We start from the raw sequence: 17,090 nt of genomic DNA on the forward strand, positions 1-17,090 counted from the left end.
GTGTGGGCCGCCCTGCTGGCGGGCCTGCTGATGGCGCTCGGCCTGCAGACGACGGCCGTCGGGCAGCAGGACGACCCCTCCGCCCGCGCGGACCAGGTCCTGACCTGGACGGCGGGCGACGACATCACCAAGTACACGTCGGCGCCGGAGACGGCGGTGGCGGGGCCGGCCACGATCGTCTTCGAGAACAGCGAGGCCACCGGCAACACCACCGGGATGCCGCACACGCTGACGTTCGTGACCAGCGACCCCGCGTACAACAGCGACGTGCAGCTCAACATCCTGGCCAACCCGTTCGACGACCAGGGCGGCCGGCACACCGCCGAGGTCACCCTCAGCCCCGGCCGCTACCTGTACCACTGCACGATCCCCGGGCACGGGGAGATGAAGGGCGTGCTGGTGGTCACCGAGGGCGGCGGCGAGGACACCACCGCGCCCGGGACGGCGGCGGACGTGGCCGGCACCCGGAACGCGGCGGGCGCCTACGTCGGTTCGGCGAGCGTCACGGTCAGCGCCACCGACGCGGGCTCCGGCGTGGACCGGATCGAGTACGCGATCGGCGCGGACGGCGCCTGGCAGCCGTACACCGCCCCGGTCGTGATCGACCAGGTCGGTGAACACACCGTGCGGTACCGGGCGTTCGACAAGGCGGGCAACGCCGCCGCCGAGAAGAGCGTGACGTTCACCGTGGTGGCGCCGCCGACCGAGGACACCACCGCGCCGGAGACCTCGGCGACGGTGGCCGGCGAGCGGAACGCCGACGGGGCGTACCTGGACATGGCGACGGTGACCGTCACCGCCTCCGACACCGGGTCCGGCGTCAACACCATCGAGTACGCGATCGGCGACGGCGCGTGGCAGGCGTACACCGGGCCGGTCATGGTGCACCAGGTCGGCACCCACACCGTGCGCTACCGCGCCACCGACAAGGCCGGGAACGTGGCCGCCGAGAAGAGCGTCGCGTTCACGGTGGTCGCCACTCCCCCGAAGGACACCACCCCGCCGGTGACCGGCGCGACCGTGTCCGGCACCCGCAACGCGGACGGCGCGTACGTCGGCGGCGCCAAGGTGACCGTCAGCGCCACCGACGAGGGCGGCTCGGGGCTCGCGGGCGTCGAGTACTCGCTCGACGGCGGCCCCTACCTGGCGTACACCGCGCCGGTGGTGGTGGACCGGGCCGGACGGCACACCGTGGCCTACCGGGCGAGCGACAAGGCGGGGAACACCTCGGCGGCCGGCACCGTGAGCTTCACGGTGGTGGCCGGCGGCGGGGTCCCGGCGCCGCCCTGCCCGGAGTACGACGAGCGGCTGACGGTGATCGTCGGCACGGTCGACTCGGGGGTGCCCAACCGGGTGACGAACAACCGGTGCCGGATCGGCGAGCTGATCGAGGACGAGAAGGAGTGGACGTCCCACCAGTTGTTCCTCAAGCACGTACGGGAGGTGCTGGACGCCCTGCGGGCCGAGGGTGTCGTGGACGGACGTGAGTACAAGGCGATCAACCGGGCGGCCCGCGCCTCCGGGATCGGCGAGCCGGGCCAGACCGACGGCTACCGCACGATCCTCGACGGGACCGCCGAGTCGTTCGCCAAGTGGGAGCAGGTGGGCGGCGGTTCGTTCGGGCTGAACCCGGACGGGTCGATCACCTCCTCCACCACGACCCCGGGCATGGGCATGATGTGGTTCCCGGAGCGCAAGTACGGCGACTTCTCGCTGAAGCTCCAGTGGCGGGACGACGCCCCGGGCACCGGCAACGCCAACTCCGGGGTGTTCGTGCGCTTCCCGTGGGTCCACGACCACCCGGAGGAGTCGCGGCCGGAGTGGGTCGCGATCAAGTACGGCCACGAGATCCAGGAGTTCGACAGCCCCGCCGGCGACATGTACAAGACCGGGTCGGTGTACGGCTTCGACCGGGTCGGGCTGGCGGGCGCGGGGGTGACCCAGAAGGGCACCTGGAACGACTACGAGATCCGGGTGGTCGACCAGCACTACTCGGTCTACCGCAACGGCGTGCTGATCAACGAGTTCGACAACACCGGCGGCCAGATGTTCGAGCCGCCGCGGTCGGACGACCCGGGCACCGACGGGCGGCGGTTCGCCTCCGGTTATGTCGGGCTCCAGGTGCACGGCACGACGGACGTGGTGTCCTACCGGGACGTCCGGATCAAGGAGTTGTAGGCCGGGGCTTCTTCGCCCGGCTCGGCTGTACCCGCCTGGGTTCCCCCGGCATCTTCGGATACTCGGGCGGGTACGGCAGATCACCGAGCCCATGTTCGCGCTCGTCCCGTGCCGCCAGTTCCAGCAGGGCGTCGAGGGAGTAGGCGTGCGCGTCCATGTCCGCGTGGACGTCGCCGAGTTCGGCGAAGCGCGCGGGCATGGTCGTGATGTCGAAGTCCGCCGGGTGCGCGGTGCCGACCTCGTCCCAGGTCAGGGGCGCGGAGACAGGGGCGTGCGGGCGGGGGCGGACGGAGTAGGCGGAGGCGATGGTGCGGTCCCGGGCGGTCTGGTTGTAGTCCACGAAGATCCGTTCGCCGCGCTCCTCCTTCCACCACCTGGTGGTGACCCGGTCCGGCATCCGCCGCTCCAGTTCCCGCCCGGCGGCGATGGCGGCCCGCCGCACCTGGGTGAACGTCCAGCGCGGCTCGATGGGGACGAAGACGTGCAGGCCGCGTCCGCCGGAGGTCTTGGGCCAGCCGCGCAGCCCGCCGAACTCCTCCAGCACCGCCCGCAGTCCGTGCGCGGCGCGGACCGCGTCGTCGTAGTCGGTGCCGGGCTGGGGGTCGAGGTCGAGGCGGAGTTCGTCGGGGTGGTCGACGTCGCCGCGGCGTACCGGCCAGGGGTGGAAGGTGAGGGTGCCGTACTGGGCGGCCCACAGCACCGCGGCCTCCTCGGTGGGGCACATCTCGTCGGCGCTGCGTCCGCTGGGGAAGGTGATGTGCGCGGTGGGAATCCAGTCGGGCATCCCCTTGGGCGCGCGCTTCTGGTAGAACCACTCGCCGGTGATGCCGTCCGGGTAGCGCTCCAGGGTGGTGGGCCGGTCCCGCAGGGCGCGCAGGATGCCGGGGGCGACGGCCTGGTAGTAGCGGGCCAGGTCCAGCTTGGTGTAGCCGTGCTCCGGGAAGAAGACCTTGTCCGGGCTGGACAGCCGCACCGTCCGGCCGCCCGCCTGGAGTTCCACCGCTTCGCCCATGCCGGCCACGGTAGGCCACCCGGACATCGCGCGCACATCAGGCGACAACCGGCGTACACGGTCAGAATCGGACCATGGATCTGCCCGTGATGCCGCCCGTGAAGCCGATGCTCGCCAAGTCCGTGGCGTCGATCCCGCCGGGGATGCAGTACGAGGCGAAGTGGGACGGGTTCCGGGCGATCGTGTTCCGCGACGGGCCCGAGGTGGAGTTCGGCAGCCGCACGGGCAAGCCGCTGACCAGGTACTTCCCTGAGCTGGCGGAGGCGGTGCGGGAGCGGTTGCCGCAGCGGTGCGTGGTCGACGGGGAGATCGTGATCGCCCGGGAGGGGCGGCTGGACTTCGACGCGCTGACCGAGCGCATCCATCCGGCCGAGTCCCGGGTGCGGACGCTGGCCGAGCGGACGCCCTCGTCGTTCGTCGCCTTCGACCTGCTGGCGCTGGACGGCCAGTCGCTGCTCGACGTGGGGCTGGCCGACCGGCGGGCGCTGCTGGAGCGGGCGCTGCGGGGGGTGAGCGCGCCGGTGCACCTGGCGCCGGCGACGACGGACATCGAGGTGGCGCGGCGCTGGTTCGAGCAGTACGAGGGGGCGGGCCTGGACGGGGTGGTGGCCAAGCCGCTCGATCTGCGCTACCGGCCGGACGAGCGGGCGATGTTCAAGGTCAAGCACGAGCGGACGGCGGACGTGGTGGTGGCCGGGTACCGCCTGCACAAGAGCGGCCCGGTGGTCGGCTCGCTGCTGCTCGGCCTCTACGACGACCGGGGCGTCCTCCAGCACGTCGGCGTCAGCGCGGCGTTCGCCATGAAGCGGCGCGCCGAGCTGGTGGCCGAGCTGGAGCCGCTGCGCATGGACGATGTCTCCGGTCACCCGTGGGCGGCCTGGGGGGACGAGGCCGCGCACGAGTCGGCCCGGCTGCCGGGGGCGCCGAGCCGCTGGTCGGGGAAGAAGGACCTGTCGTGGGTGCCGCTGCGACCGGAGCGGGTGGCCGAGGTGGCGTACGACCACATGGAGAACGGGGCGCGGTTCCGGCACACCGCCCGGTTCCGCCGCTGGCGCCCGGACCGTACGCCGGAGAGCTGCACCTTCGCCCAGTTGGCGGAGCCGGTCCGCTTCGACCTCGCGCAGATCCTGGCCCCGCCCTCCTGAGTCAGGGCTTCATCAGCACCTTGACCGCGCCGTCCTGCTTCTTCTGGAACATCTCGTACGCCCGCGGCGCCTCGGCGAGCGGCACCCGGTGGGTGGCGAAGTCGTGCACGCCGAGCGGGTCCTCGTCGGTGAGGTAGGGCAGGATGTCGTCGCTCCAGCGGCGTACGTTGGCCTGGCCCATCCGCATCTGGATCTGCTTGTCGAACAGGGTGAGCATCGGCATCGGGTCGGCCATGCCGCCGTACACGCCGGAGAGCGAGATGGTGCCGCCGCGCCGCACCAGGTCGATGGCGGTGTAGAGGGCGGCGAGCCGGTCGACGCTGAAGCGTTCCGCCATCGGGCCGCCGATCTTGCGGGGCAGCACCGCGGCCCCCTGCTGCACCAGCTTGGCGACGGCGCTGCCGTGCGCCTCGGTGCCGACCGCGTCGATCACGGCATCGGGGCCGCGCCCGTCGGTCTCGTCGCGGATCGCCTGGACCAGTTCCTTCTCGCTGTCGAAGGACCTCAGGTCGTACGTCTCCACGCCCCGTTCGCGGGCCCGGCGCAGCCGCTCCGGCACCAGGTCGACGCCGAACACCCGGCCGGCGCCCTTGACCTGCGCGACCCGGCAGGCCATGTCGCCGATCGGGCCGAGGCCGAGCACGGCGACGGTGCCGCCCTGCGGGACGTCGGCGTAGGCGACCGCCTGCCAGGCGGTGGGCAGCACGTCGGAGAGGTAGACGAACCGGTCGTCCGGCGGGCCGTCGGGCACCTTGATCGGCCCGTAGTGGGCCTGCGGGACGCGCAGGTACTCGGCCTGTGCGCCCGGCACCGCGCCGTACAGGCGGGTGTAGCCGAACAGAGCGGCGCCCATGCCCTCGCCGGTGACCTGGGTGGTCTCGCACTGCGTGGGCAGGCCGGTGCCGCACATGTAGCAGTGGCCGCAGGCGATCTGGAACGGCACCACGACCCGGTCGCCCGGCTTGAGGTTCGGCACCTCGGGGCCGACCTCCTCGACGATGCCCATCGGCTCGTGCCCGAGGATGTCGCCGGGCGTCATGAACGGCGTCAGCACTTCGTACAGATGCAGGTCGGAGCCGCACAGCCCGGAAGACGTCACCCGGATGACCGCGTCCGTCGGTTCCTGGACCCTGGGGTCGGGCACGTCCTCCACCCGTACGTCCCGCTTGCCCTGCCAGGTCACAGCCTTCATCGTGCCGCACTCCCTTCCTCGCCGTGCGCATGGCCTCTTCGCCGCGCCCGGGTACCCGAGGCGCTCCCCGCCCAACCGCCGTCGGATGGTCCGATCAGCCGATCACCGGTCGCGTATCAGAAGAAGTCGGGTATGGCAACAAATGCGCCAAGAGGCGCACGATCGTGCACAGAGAAGGCGGGCGGGTGGTCGGGATGCGACGGGAAGCACGAGCGGTGCTGACGGCGGCGGTGGCGGCGCTGCTGGCGGCGGGCGGTACGGCGGGCTGCGCGGCGGGGCCGGGACCGGACGACGGGCGGGGGTCCGGGCACCGGGCGCAGTCCCCGTCGCCGGGTCCGTCGTCGAGGGAGCCGTCACGGCCGCCGTCGCGGGAGCCCGCGGCGGCGGCTCGGCGGCCGGCCGCCGGGCCGGTCCTCGCGGTGAAGGTCGACAACGTGCGGGCGGCCCGGCCCCAGGCGGGGCTCGACTCCGCGGACGTGGTGTACGTGGAGCCGGTCGAGGGCGGGCTGAGCCGGCTGATGGCCCTCTACGCGACCAGGCTGCCCGCCTCGGTCGGCCCGGTGCGCAGCGCCCGTGAGTCCGACCTCGAACTGCTGCGCCAGTTCGACCAGCCGGTGCTCGCCTTCTCCGGCGCGCAGCGGAAACTGCTGCCGCGCATCGCCGGTGCGCCGCTGCGGGCCGGAACGCCCGAGGAGAACCCCGGGGCGTACGTCCGCGACACCGCCCGGCCCGCCCCGCACAACCTCTATCTGCGCCCCGGCGAGCTGCTGCCCTCGGCTGCCGGGCCGGGTGCCCTGACCACCGGCTTCCGCCACGGCGCGGCCCCGGCGGGCGGCCGTCCGCAGACCTCGCGCACGGTGCGCTACCCGGCGGCCCGCTTCACCTTCACCTGGTCGGCGGACCGCAACCGCTGGCTGGTCGCCATGGACGGCGAGCCGGCCGTCACGCCCGGCGGGCGGCGGCTGGCCCCGGCGACCGTGGTCGTGCAGTACGTGGACGTGCGCTCCTCGGCGCTGCACGACTTCCGCGGCAACCACTCGCCCTACGCCGAGACGGTCGGTTCCGGGAAGGCCGAGGTGCTGCGCGACGGGCGGGCGCACGCGGCGGCCTGGCGGCGCGGCTCGGCCGCGGACGGCACGGCGTTCACCGCGCCGGACGGCGAGCCGCTCGGGTTCGCCGACGGGCAGGTGTGGGTGGTGTTCGCGGACGCGTCCTGATCAGCGGGGCGACGCGACCGGTTCGGCCGGGTTGCGCAGCCCCTCGGCGGCGTCCGAGACCCGCTGGATGAGGTCGAAGAAGACGGACTGCTCCGCGGCGGAGAGCGGGGCCAGGAAGACCTGGTTCATCCTGGCCGTGCGCACCGCCAGCTTGCGGTGCACGCGCACGCCCTCGTCGGTGAGGCGGAGCAGGAAGCGGCGGCCGTCCCCCGGGTCCCGGACCTTGTCCAGCAGTCCCCGGCGGTCCAGCCGGCTGATCACCTCGGCGATCGTGGAGCGGTCCAGCCCCACCCGCTCCCCCACCGTGCGCTGGTCCAGGCCCGGTTCGGCGACGAGGGCGTTGAGGACCGCGAACTGCGGCGAGGTGGTCTCCTCGGAGACCATCGTGTTCCACAGCAGGTAGTGCGCCTGCTGCAGCCGCCGGGCCAGGTGCCCGGGATGGGTGGTGAGATCCACCGCGGCCATGTGCGCTCCCGTGATCATATTCGTCGGTGCACTGAACGATACTCGGCCGATCCCTCCCCTGTCAGTGACCGACCTATCTCACATAGCCCCGTTGAACTGGGGTCTTGACGGCCACGCCCACCGGTGGCAGCGTGTGGGAAACCTCGCGGAAATACTCAGTGCCCTGATTAATTCCTGGTTCGGGCACTCGCAGAGATGGGGCTTCTCGGATGGACAAGGTGGTGGCCACCGCCGCGGAGGCGGTGGCCGATGTGCCTGAGGGCGCGTCGCTGGCGGTGGGCGGCTTCGGACTGAGCGGTGTGCCGGACGTACTGATCCAGGCGCTGTACGAGCGCGGGGTCGGCGGCCTGTCGGTGGTCTCCAACAACTGCGGCGCGATGGAGTCGGGCCTGGCCGTGCTGCTGGCCGCCGGCCGGATCGCCCGGGTGACGGGCTCGTACATCGGGGCCAACAAGGAGTTCGCCCGGCAGTACCTGGCCGGCGAGCTGGAGGTCGAGCTGATCCCGCAGGGCACGCTCGCCGAGCGGTTGCGGGCCGGCGGCGCCGGGATACCGGCGTTCTACACCCCGGCCGGGGTCGGCACCCAGGTCGCCGAGGGCGGGCTGCCCTGGCGCTACGACGGTGACGGCGGGGTCGCGCTGGCCTCCCCGGCCAAGGAGGTGCGGGAGTTCGACGGCACCGAGTACGTGCTGGAGCGGGGCATCCGCACCGACTTCGCGCTGGTCCGGGCCTGGAAGGGCGACCGGCACGGGAACCTGGTGTTCAACAAGTCCGCCCGGAACTTCAACCCGCTCGCCGCGATGGCCGGAAAGGTCACGATCGCCGAGGTGGAGGAACTGGTCGAGCCCGGCGAGATCGGCCCCGACGCGGTGCACCTGCCGGGGATCTTCGTCCAGCGGGTGATCGCGCTCACGCCGGAGCAGGCGGCGGACAAGAAGATCGAGAAGCGGACGGTCTCCGCGCCTCCGGCTCAGGGAACGGTGAACGACTGATGGCCTGGACCCGCGAAGAGATGGCCGCCCGCGCGGCCCGCGAGCTGACGGACGGCCAGTACGTCAACCTCGGCATCGGCCTGCCGACGCTGATCCCGAACTACCTCCCCGAGGGCGTCGAGGTCACCCTGGAGTCCGAGAACGGCATCCTCGGCACCGGCCCCTACCCGGCCGAGGACCAGGTGGACCCCGACCTGATCAACGCCGGCAAGGAGACCGTCACGGTCCTGCCCGGCGCCTCCTTCTTCGACTCCGCGCTGTCCTTCGGCATGATCCGCGGCGGGCACATCGACGTCGCGGTGCTCGGGGCGATGCAGGTCTCCGCCCGCGGCGACCTGGCCAACTGGGCGATCCCGGGAAAGATGATCACCGGCATCGGCGGGGCGATGGACCTGGTGCACGGCGCCCGCACGGTGATCGTGGTGATGACGCACACCGCCAAGGACGGCTCACCGAAGATCGTCGAGGAGTGCGCGCTGCCGTTGACCGGCAGAGCGTGTGTGAACCGGGTCATCACGGACCTCGGTGTCCTCGACGTCACCGACGACGGCCTGGTGCTGGCGGAGACAGCGCCCGGCGTCACCGTCGAGGAGATCACCGCCAGGACCGCCGCCGCACTCACCGTCGCCCAGGAGATCCAGTCGTGAACCCGGTTTACCTCGTCGACGCCGTCCGCACCCCGATCGGCAAGTACAACGGCTCCCTGGCGGGCGTCCGCCCCGACGACCTCGCCGCGCACGCCATCCGCGAACTCCTCGCCCGCACCCCGTCCCTGGACCCGTCCCGGATCGAGGACGTGTACTTCGGCAACGCCAACGGCGCCGGTGAGGAGAACCGCAACGTCGGCCGCATGGCCGCCCTCCTCGCCGGCCTGCCCACCTCCGTCCCCGGCGTCACCGTCAACCGGCTCTGCGCCTCCGGCCTGGAGGCGGTGATCCAGGCCGCCCGCGCCATCGCCCTCGGCGACGCGCACATCGCCCTGGCCGGCGGCGTGGAGTCCATGACCCGCGCCCCGTACGTGCTGCCCAAGAGCGACAAGCCGTTCCCGGCCGGGCACGCCGAGCTGTACTCCACCACGCTGGGCTGGCGCATGGTCAACCCCCGGATGGAACCGCAGTGGACGGTCCCGCTGGGCGAGTCGGCCGAGCTGATCGCCGAGAAGCACAAGATCAGCCGCGAGCAGCAGGACGAGTTCGCGCTCGCCTCCCACCGGAAGGCCGCCCGCGCCCAGGAGGCGGGCCTGTTCGACGCCGAGCTGGCGCCCGTCACCCTTCCCCGGCGCAAGGGCGACCCGGTGGTCCTCACCGCCGACGAGTCGGTGCGCCCCACCGCCTCCCTGGAGGCCATGGCCAGGCTGAAGCCGTCCTTCCGCGAGGAGAACGGCACGGTCACCGCCGGGAACGCCTCCCCGCTGAACGACGGCGCCGCCGCCCTGCTCCTGGTCGACGAGGAAGGGCTGAAGGCCACCGGCCGCGAACCGCTGGCCCGGATCTCCGCCACCGGCGTCTCCGCCCTGGACCCGCACTACTTCGGACTCGCCCCCGTCGAGGCCGTCAACCGCGCCCTCGCCAAGGCCGGCAAGACCTTCGCCGACCTGGACGTGCTGGAGCTGAACGAGGCGTTCGCCGCCCAGGTGCTCGGCTGCGTCGCCGAATGGCCCGAGTTCGACCCCGCGATCCTCAACCCGCAGGGCGGCGCCATCGCCCTCGGCCACCCCCTCGGCGCCTCCGGTGCCCGCCTCGCCGGCACCGTCGCCCACCAGCTCGCCCGCAAGGGCCACGGCACCGGCGTCGCCACCCTCTGCATCGGCGTCGGCCAGGGCCTCGCCCTCACCCTGGAACGATAAGGAACCGGGAACCCCCATGACTCTCACCCAGCACGACATCGACGCGGAGATCGCCGCCGAGCACGCCGCGTACGAGAAGCGGGTCGCCGACGGCGCCCCCGTCGAGCACCACCCGCGCCGCGACTACGCGCCGTACCGCTCCTCGCTGCTGCGGCACCCCCAGCAGCCGCCGGTCAACATCGACGTCACCAAGGACCCGGAACTGGTCGAGCTGGCCTCCCCCGCCTTCGGGGAGCGCGACCTCACCGCGGTCGACAACGACCTGACCCGGCAGCACGCGGGCGAGCCGATCGGCGAGCGGATCACCGTCTCCGGGCGGCTCCTGGACCGCGCCGGCCGGCCGGTGCGCGGCCAGTTGGTGGAGATCTGGCAGGCCAACTCGGCCGGCCGCTACGCCCACCAGCGCGAGCAGCACGACGCGCCGCTGGACCCCAACTTCACCGGCGCCGGCCGCACGATCACCGACGACGACGGTTTCTACCGCTTCACCACCATCCAGCCGGGCCCCTACCCGTGGCGCAACCACGTCAACGCCTGGCGGCCGGCCCACATCCACTTCTCCGTCTTCGGCACCGCGTTCACCCAGCGGCTGGTGACGCAGATGTACTTCCCCAACGACCCGCTCTTCCCGTACGACCCGATCCTTCAGTCGGTGACGGACGACGCCGCCCGGCAGCGGCTGATCGCGACGTACGACCACAGCCTGTCGGTGCCGGAGTTCTCGCTCGGCTACCACTGGGACATCGTGCTCGACGGGCCCACCGCCACCTGGATCGAAGAAGGGCGCTGACCTGCCATGACGAAGATCGACACCGGCAGGCCGGAGAGCGTCCTGCCCACTCCGTCGCACACGGTCGGCCCGTTCTACGGGTACGCGCTGCCCTTCCGCGGCGGCGAGGACATCGCCCCCCTGGGCCACCCGGACACGGTCACCGTGCACGGGTACGTCCTCGACGGCGCCGGCTGGCCGCTGCCGGACGCGCTGATCGAGCTGTGGGGCCCGGACCCGGACGGCAACCTGCCGACGGCCGACGGTTCGATGCGCCGCGACCCGGCGGCGGGCACGTATCTCGGGCGCAACGGCGTGGAGTTCACCGGCTGGGGCCGCATCCAGACCGACGCCGACGGGCACTGGTACGCGCACACGCTGCGGCCCGGGGCACGCGGACGGAGCGCGCCGTACGTGAGCGTGTGCGTGTTCGCACGCGGACTGCTCACCCACCTGTTCACCCGGATCTACCTGCCGGGCGACGACGCGGCGCTGGCCGCCGACCCGCTGCTCGCCCGGGTGCCCGCCGAGCGGCGCGACACGCTGATCGCGGCCGAGGAGCGGCCGGGCACGTACCGTTTCGACATCCGCCTTCAGGGCGAGGGCGAGACGGTCTTCCTGGAGTACCAGTGACATCCGATGCCACCGAAGTGAGCCTGCTCGCCCCCGGGTGGGCGGGCTCCCCGGCCGCCGACGCGACCGGCGACCGCGCGTATCTGCGGGCACTGCTGGACGCGGAGGCGGCGCTGACCCGCGCCCAGGTGGCGCTGGGCCTGGCGCCCGAGGCGGCGGCGACGGCGGTGACCGGGGCCGCCGACCCGGACCGCTTCGACCTGCTCTCGCTCGCCGAGCGGGCGCGCGGCGGCGGCAACCCGGTGATCCCCCTGGTCGCCGATCTGACGAAGGCGGTCGGCGAGGAGTACGGCCCGTACGTGCACCGGGGCGCGACCAGCCAGGACATCATGGACACCGCCACGATGCTGGTCGCCGTCCGCGCCCTCGACGCGGTCCTCGCCGACCTGGCCCGGACCGAGCGGGCGCTCGCCGCGCTGGCCGCCCGGCACCGGGACACCGCGATGCCGGGGCGGACGCTGACCCAGCACGCCGTGCCGACCACCTTCGGGCTGAAGGCGGCCGGGTGGCGGTCGCTGGTCCTGGACGCCCGGGACCGGGTCACGGCCGTCCGCGCGCACCTGCCCGCCCAGTTGGGCGGCGCCGCCGGCACCCTCGCGGCCTTCGGGGCGTACGGCGCCGGGGACCCGACCGCGCTGCCGGGGGCGTACGCCCGTGAACTGGGCCTGGCCGAACCGGCGCTGCCGTGGCACACGCTGCGGACGCCGGTCGCCGACCTCGCCGGGTGCCTGGCCTTCACCGCCGGGGCGCTGGGCAAGATCGCGGCGGACGTCCTCGCCCTCGGCCGGACCGAGACCGGGGAGCTGGCGGAGGGCAGCGGCGGCGGATCGTCGGCGATGCCGCACAAGGCCAACCCCGTACGGTCCACGCTGATCGCGGCGGCGGCCCGGCGCGCACCGCAGCTCGCGGCGGTGCTGTACGGCTCGCTGGCCGCCGAGGACGAGCGGCCGGCCGGCGCCTGGCACGCCGAGTGGGAACCGCTGCGCGACCTGCTGCGGCTGACCGGCGGCGCGGCCCGCGACGCCGCCGAACTCACCGAGGGCCTCCGGGTGCGCCCCGAGGCGATGCGCGCCCACCTCGGCCTCACCCACGGCCTGATCGTCTCCGAGCGCCTCTCCGCCGAACTGGCCCCGCTGCTCGGCCGCTCCCGCGCCAAGGCCCTGCTGACCGGACTGGCCGGGCGCACCTACGCCGAGGGCCGCACCCTCGCCGAACTCCTCGCCGAGGTACCGGAGTTGCGGGACGTGGACCTCGACGCCCTCACCGAGCCCGCCCGTTACACCGGCAGCGCCGCTGCCCTGACCGACCGCGCACTGGAGCGACGTTGACCCTGCTCAATCACCGTACGGAAGGCCCCGCCACCGCTCCCCCGCTGCTGCTCGGGCCCTCGCTGGGCACCTCGTACGCGCTGTGGGACAAGGTGGCGCCCGAGCTGTCCATCGGGCACCGGGTGGTCCGCTGGGACCTGCCGGGGCACGGCGGTTCGCCGGCGGACCTGATCGCCGCGGGCGCGACCGTCGGCGACCTCGCCGCGCTGGTGCTGGCGCTGGCCGACTCGCTCGGCGTGGCGCGGTTCGCGTACGCGGGCGTGTCGCTGGGCGGGGCGGTCGGTCTGCATCTGGCCGCGCACCACCCCGACCGGCTGTCGTCGCTGGCCGTGATCTGCTCCTCGGCCCACTTCAACGGCTCCCGGCCGTGGGAGGAACGGGCCGGACTGGTGCGCCGGGAGGGCCTGGCGAAGCTCGCGGAGAGCGCTGACGACCGCTGGTTCACGCCCGGGTTCACCGTGCCCGAGCTGGTACGGGACCACCGGGAGGCCGACCCGGAAGCGTACGCCGCCTGCTGTGACGCGCTGGCCGCGTTCGACCTGCGGGACCGGCTCGCCGGCATCCGCGTGCCCACGCTGCTCATCGCCGGCCGGGACGACCCGGCGACCCCGCCCGCGCATCTGCGGGAGATCGCCGACGCGGTGCCGGACGCCACCCTGGTGGAGATCCCGGGCGCCTCCCACCTGGCGCCGGCCGAACGCCCCGAGGCGGTGCTCACCGCGCTCCGGAACCACTTCGACGGGGGTGCCGAGCGGGGCATGGCGGTACGGCGGGAGGTGCTCGGCGACGCCCACGTGGACCGGGCGCAGTCCCGGCAGACGCCGTTCACGGCCCGGTTCCAGGACTTCATCTCGCGCTACGCCTGGGGCGAGATCTGGACCGACGAGACCCTCTCGCGCCGGGAGCGCAGCCTGATCACGCTGACCGCGCTGGTCGCCCACGGGCACTACGAGGAGCTGGCCATGCACGTCCGTGCGGCCCGCCGCAACGGGCTCAGCCCGGACGAGATCGGCGCCGCGCTGCTCCAGACGGCCGTGTACTGCGGCGTCCCGGCGGCCAACTCGGCGTTCGCGACGGCGCAGCGGGTGCTGGCCGAGGAAGCCGGGGAAGACGCCTAGTTGAGGGCCGCCACGGCCCGCAGGGCCGCCTCCGCGCGGGTCGCCAGGCCGTCGGTGCCGCAGGTGCGGGCGAGGGCCAGGGCGCGGTTGAGGTCCTCGGCCGAGCGGGCGGCGATGCCGTACTCGACGCGAGCGGCGGCGTGTTCGTACTGGCACGGTGAGGCTTCGAGGTGGGCCACCGCCCGCGCGGCCAGGTCGACCGCGGGCCGGCCGGTCGCCAGGGCGGCGGCGCAGCGCAGGGCCTCGCCCTTCGCGGTGGCGGTGCCGAACCGCTCGGCCCGGCGGCGGGCGTCGGAGAGCAGGCGGGCGGCGCGGCCGGGGTCCTGGGTGGCCAGGGCACGAGCTAGGTCGAGCGCCCAGGGGACCACCACCGGGTTCAGATGGCCCCGCGCGGCGGCGGCCTTCTCCGCGTCCTCCAGCTCGTTGACGCCGTCCTCGGTGCGGCCGACGGCGAGCAGCAGTCTGCCCCGTACGGAACGGGGGTCGGGCAGCACGATCGTGGACGGGTACGGCGGCGCGAAGTCGTACTGCTCGGCGACGGCCCAGGCTTCGCCGACCCGGCCGCGGGCGAGCAGCGTGTCGACCAGGTTGCAGGTCGCCGACCAGTACAGCGGCAGGCCCCGGCCGACCCGCTCGGCCAGCCGCAGCGACTCCCGCAGGGACGCCTCGGCCTCTTCGAGCCGGCCCCGCCGGCGCCGGCCGAGGCCGACGTAGGCATGGGCGAGGGCGAGGTGGCCGCCGCTCCAGCCCGCCGTCTCGTACGCGCGCAGGGCCTCGGCGAACAGTTCCTCGGCGCGGTCCAGGCGGTCCGTGTAGGCGTAGGCGCTGGCCAGCATCATCAGCAGTTCCAGGCCCCACTCGGTGTCGGTCCAGCCGAGGCCGGGCGCGAGGCGGCCGTCGACGAGGGCGCGGTCGCACAGGGCGGCGACCTCGTCGGCGTTCTCGCCGTGGGTCATGGCGTCGAAGGCGCGCAGGATCAGCAGGGCGCGTTCGGCGTTGTCCCGGCCGGTGCAGGTGCGGGCGAGGGCGGCGAGGCGCTCGGAGCGGCCGGGCGAGCCGTCCTCACCGGCGTGGATGCCCTCCCACATGTACTGGACGGCCCGCAGCCTCAGTTGGGCGGGGCCCGGCGGATGCAGGGCGGCCTCGGCCTCGACCGTGCGGACGGCCTCCTCCAACTGGTCGTTGTGCAGCAGTGCCTGCGACAGACGGACCACGGCGTCGACCCGCGCGTCGCCGGCCAGGCCCGGCATGTCCAGGGCGGTGCGCAGATGGCGGATGGTCGTGGCGGGCGCGGTGAGCAGGGTGGCGCAGCCCAGTTCGTAGAGCACGTGTGCGTGGATCTCGGGCGGCGGCGGTTCCTCCAGGGCCCGTTCGAGGCAGCGGCGGGCCGCGTCGGGGGCGCCGACGGCGAGGTGCTCGCGGGCGGCCTCGCGCAGTTGCTCCACGAGTTCCGCGTCGTCGTCCGGGTGGACCTGGAGCAGATGCCGGGAGGCCGCGGCGGCGCCGAGCCCGGAGTCGGTGACGAGCTGGGCGGCTATGCCGTGCATGGCGCGGCGCAGCGCGTCGGGTATGGACTCGTAGACCGCGGTGGCGATCAGCGGGTGGACGAACTCCAGGTCGTCGGCGCCCTGTCCGGTGGCCGGGTCGGGTTCGGTGAGGATGCGGGCGCCGCGCAGCAGTTCGGCGCAGCGCACGGCCTCGGCGCGGTCGAGGGTGGCCAGCCGGGCCACCATGTCGACGGTGATGCCGGTGCCGAGGACGGCGGCGGCCAGGGCGAACTTGGTGGCGTGCATGCCGAGTTCTTCCAGGCGGGCGACGAGGCCGCCGCCGCGCGCCGCGCGGTTCAGCTCGCGCAGTTTCCGCGCGTTGGCCTCGACGGGAGCGAGGGCGCTGTCGCGGACCTTGGCGAGGAGTTCGACGGTGTCGTACGGGTTGCCGCCGGTGACGGCCCACACCTCGCGGCAGAACGGGGCGTCGGCGCGGGGGCCGAGGGTGGCGCGGGTGAGGCCGGCGGTGGCCTCGGGGGTGAGGACGCTGAGCGTGGCGGTGCGGGCGTCGGCGGCGCGGACCGCCGCGTCGAGGTACCGGGCGCTGTCCTCGGTGATGTCGTCGGGCCGGTAGGCGATCACGAGCAGGACGGGCAGGTCGCCGAGGTGCTCGGCGAGCGCGGCGAGCCAGCGCAGCGTCTCCTGGTCCGCCCAGTGCACGTCGTCGAGGAGCAGCACCAGCGGGCCGTCCCGGTCCACGAGTCCGCGTACCACCGCGACCAGGGCGTCGCACACGCCCTGCGGGTCGGCCTGCCGCTCGCCGGGCTCGGCGATGCCGAGGGCGGGGCCGACGATGTCGTAGCAGTCGCCGAGGTGGTCGCGGGCCTCCTCGGGGTGCATCGTGATCAGCGCGGGCTGGAGCAACTGCCGTACCACGTTGTACGGGACGGAGCGCAGGGTCTCGCCGCCGCGGGCGGACCAGACCGCACGGTCGCGGGCCTCGGCGATCCGGCGGGTCTCGGCCAGTAAGGCGGTCTTGCCGAGGCCGGCGTCGCCGCGCAGTGCCAGCAGGGCGCCCGGGGCCGAGGGGTCCGCGCACAGGGCGTCCACCGCCCGGGTGACGGCGGCGACTTCCGCGTCGCGCTCCCACAGGGAAGCGGAGGCCGCGGTCGGGGGCCGTACCTCTGTCATCCCGCTCCCTCCCCGCGTCGCCCGAATGACGTACCGCCGACGAGCCTAGCCGCCCGGACGTCCCGGTGGCGTGCGGACGTCACAGGTCTTGCCTTCCCGGGTGACATGGCGTAGCGGGGCGCGGGAGCGGGGCCCGGGGGCCGTCGGCGGGGTCTTTTTCCGGACTTCTCGGCGGGCCGCCGGGGCGTCTTGCCGGTGGTCGGCGGGGGTGCGGGCGGGCGGGAGCGGGCGGCGGGCCCGGTCCCTCTCATACGGCTTTCACCGACGCCTCTTACGGTGGGGACATGACGCAGGAGACTCCTCCCGGGTGGTACCCGGACCCCGGGCAGAAAAGTGACGGTCCCGCCACCGAGCGCTGGTGGGACGGCAGGGCGTGGACGGACCGGGTCCGCCCTGCGGGGACTCCGCCGACGGACACGGCGGCGGGGGACACGAGCGACGCGGCATCTTCGGCGGCGGGCGAGGGTTCGGCCGGTGCCGGGGGTTCGGCCGGTGGCCGTGATTCGGCCGGTGGCCA

At 73.8% G+C, this 17,090-nt stretch carries 14 protein-coding genes and 1 pseudogene; 11 read left to right on the forward strand and 4 right to left on the reverse strand.

Annotated features, from left to right (window positions below; all coding sequences use genetic code 11):
• Window positions 1-2,178: an OmpL47-type beta-barrel domain-containing protein gene (locus ACFY32_RS16670; RefSeq protein ID WP_390674650.1), complete on the forward strand. Its 2,178-nt coding sequence runs from the start codon at window positions 1-3 to the stop codon at window positions 2,176-2,178.
• On the opposite strand, the gene ligD is transcribed toward ACFY32_RS16670, so the two are convergent.
• Window positions 2,165-3,190 carry a non-homologous end-joining DNA ligase gene (ligD, locus tag ACFY32_RS16675; RefSeq protein WP_390674546.1) on the reverse strand — a complete coding sequence of 342 codons (1,026 nt, stop codon included), beginning with the start codon at window positions 3,188-3,190 and terminating at the stop codon, window positions 2,165-2,167. The two genes, ACFY32_RS16670 and ligD, sit on opposite strands and share 14 nt — an antisense overlap.
• Window positions 3,191-3,264: 74 nt before the next feature.
• Between ligD and ACFY32_RS16680 the strand changes: the two genes are divergently transcribed.
• Window positions 3,265-4,335 (forward strand): ATP-dependent DNA ligase, encoded by a 1,071-nt coding sequence (locus tag ACFY32_RS16680; protein ID WP_359201531.1) that lies wholly within the window; start codon window positions 3,265-3,267, stop codon window positions 4,333-4,335.
• Window position 4,336: 1 nt separating this feature from the next.
• On the opposite strand, the gene ACFY32_RS16685 is transcribed toward ACFY32_RS16680, so the two are convergent.
• Window positions 4,337-5,527 (reverse strand): zinc-dependent alcohol dehydrogenase, encoded by a 1,191-nt coding sequence (locus ACFY32_RS16685; RefSeq protein WP_359201534.1) that lies wholly within the window; start codon window positions 5,525-5,527, stop codon window positions 4,337-4,339.
• Between the two features lie 194 nt (window positions 5,528-5,721).
• On the opposite strand from ACFY32_RS16685, the gene ACFY32_RS16690 reads away from it, so the two are divergent.
• On the forward strand, window positions 5,722-6,744 hold the full coding sequence (locus tag ACFY32_RS16690) for a DUF3048 domain-containing protein (RefSeq protein WP_390674547.1): 1,023 nt from the start codon (window positions 5,722-5,724) through the stop codon (window positions 6,742-6,744).
• Here the strand turns inward: ACFY32_RS16690 and ACFY32_RS16695 are convergent, their stop codons facing one another.
• A complete protein-coding gene (locus ACFY32_RS16695) occupies window positions 6,745-7,209 on the reverse strand; it encodes a MarR family winged helix-turn-helix transcriptional regulator (RefSeq protein WP_390674548.1) in 465 nt (154 codons plus the stop codon).
• Between the two features lie 209 nt (window positions 7,210-7,418).
• Here ACFY32_RS16695 and ACFY32_RS16700 point away from each other — a divergent pair, with 209 nt between their 5' ends.
• The 7 genes from ACFY32_RS16700 to pcaD are packed head-to-tail and all read left to right on the forward strand — an operon-like array spanning window position 7,419 to window position 13,895.
• A complete protein-coding gene (locus ACFY32_RS16700; protein ID WP_359201540.1) occupies window positions 7,419-8,201 on the forward strand; it encodes a CoA transferase subunit A in 783 nt (260 codons plus the stop codon).
• Entirely contained in the window at window positions 8,201-8,848 is a 648-nt protein-coding gene (locus tag ACFY32_RS16705) for a CoA transferase subunit B (protein WP_359201542.1), read from the forward strand. The genes ACFY32_RS16700 and ACFY32_RS16705 overlap by 1 nt, the downstream gene beginning before the upstream one ends.
• Window positions 8,845-10,047 (forward strand): thiolase family protein, encoded by a 1,203-nt coding sequence (locus tag ACFY32_RS16710; protein WP_359201544.1) that lies wholly within the window; start codon window positions 8,845-8,847, stop codon window positions 10,045-10,047. Before ACFY32_RS16705 ends, ACFY32_RS16710 begins: the two co-directional genes overlap by 4 nt.
• A 16-nt stretch (window positions 10,048-10,063) precedes the next feature.
• Window positions 10,064-10,837 (forward strand): protocatechuate 3,4-dioxygenase subunit beta, encoded by a 774-nt coding sequence (gene pcaH / locus ACFY32_RS16715; protein WP_390674549.1) that lies wholly within the window; start codon window positions 10,064-10,066, stop codon window positions 10,835-10,837.
• Between the two features lie 6 nt (window positions 10,838-10,843).
• Window positions 10,844-11,449 (forward strand): protocatechuate 3,4-dioxygenase subunit alpha, encoded by a 606-nt coding sequence (pcaG, locus tag ACFY32_RS16720; RefSeq protein WP_390674550.1) that lies wholly within the window; start codon window positions 10,844-10,846, stop codon window positions 11,447-11,449.
• Window positions 11,446-12,777, forward strand: coding sequence for a 3-carboxy-cis,cis-muconate cycloisomerase (gene pcaB, locus ACFY32_RS16725; RefSeq protein ID WP_390674551.1), 1,332 nt, complete (start codon window positions 11,446-11,448; stop codon window positions 12,775-12,777). Before pcaG ends, pcaB begins: the two co-directional genes overlap by 4 nt.
• Entirely contained in the window at window positions 12,774-13,895 is a 1,122-nt protein-coding gene (pcaD, locus tag ACFY32_RS16730) for a 3-oxoadipate enol-lactonase (protein WP_390674552.1), read from the forward strand. The genes pcaB and pcaD overlap by 4 nt, the downstream gene beginning before the upstream one ends.
• Here pcaD and ACFY32_RS16735 read toward each other — a convergent pair.
• Window positions 13,892-16,573, reverse strand: coding sequence for an ATP-binding protein (locus tag ACFY32_RS16735; protein ID WP_390674553.1), 2,682 nt, complete (start codon window positions 16,571-16,573; stop codon window positions 13,892-13,894). The two genes, pcaD and ACFY32_RS16735, sit on opposite strands and share 4 nt — an antisense overlap.
• 284 nt (window positions 16,574-16,857) lie before the next feature.
• Between ACFY32_RS16735 and ACFY32_RS16740 the strand changes: the two are divergent.
• Window positions 16,858-16,971 (forward strand): annotated as a pseudogene (locus tag ACFY32_RS16740) (DUF2510 domain-containing protein); the annotation flags it as partial.
• Window positions 16,972-17,090: the final 119 nt, after the last annotated feature.

Source organism: Streptomyces sp. NPDC000134, from assembly GCF_042899225.1.
Lineage (GTDB): Bacteria > Actinomycetota > Actinomycetes > Streptomycetales > Streptomycetaceae > Streptomyces.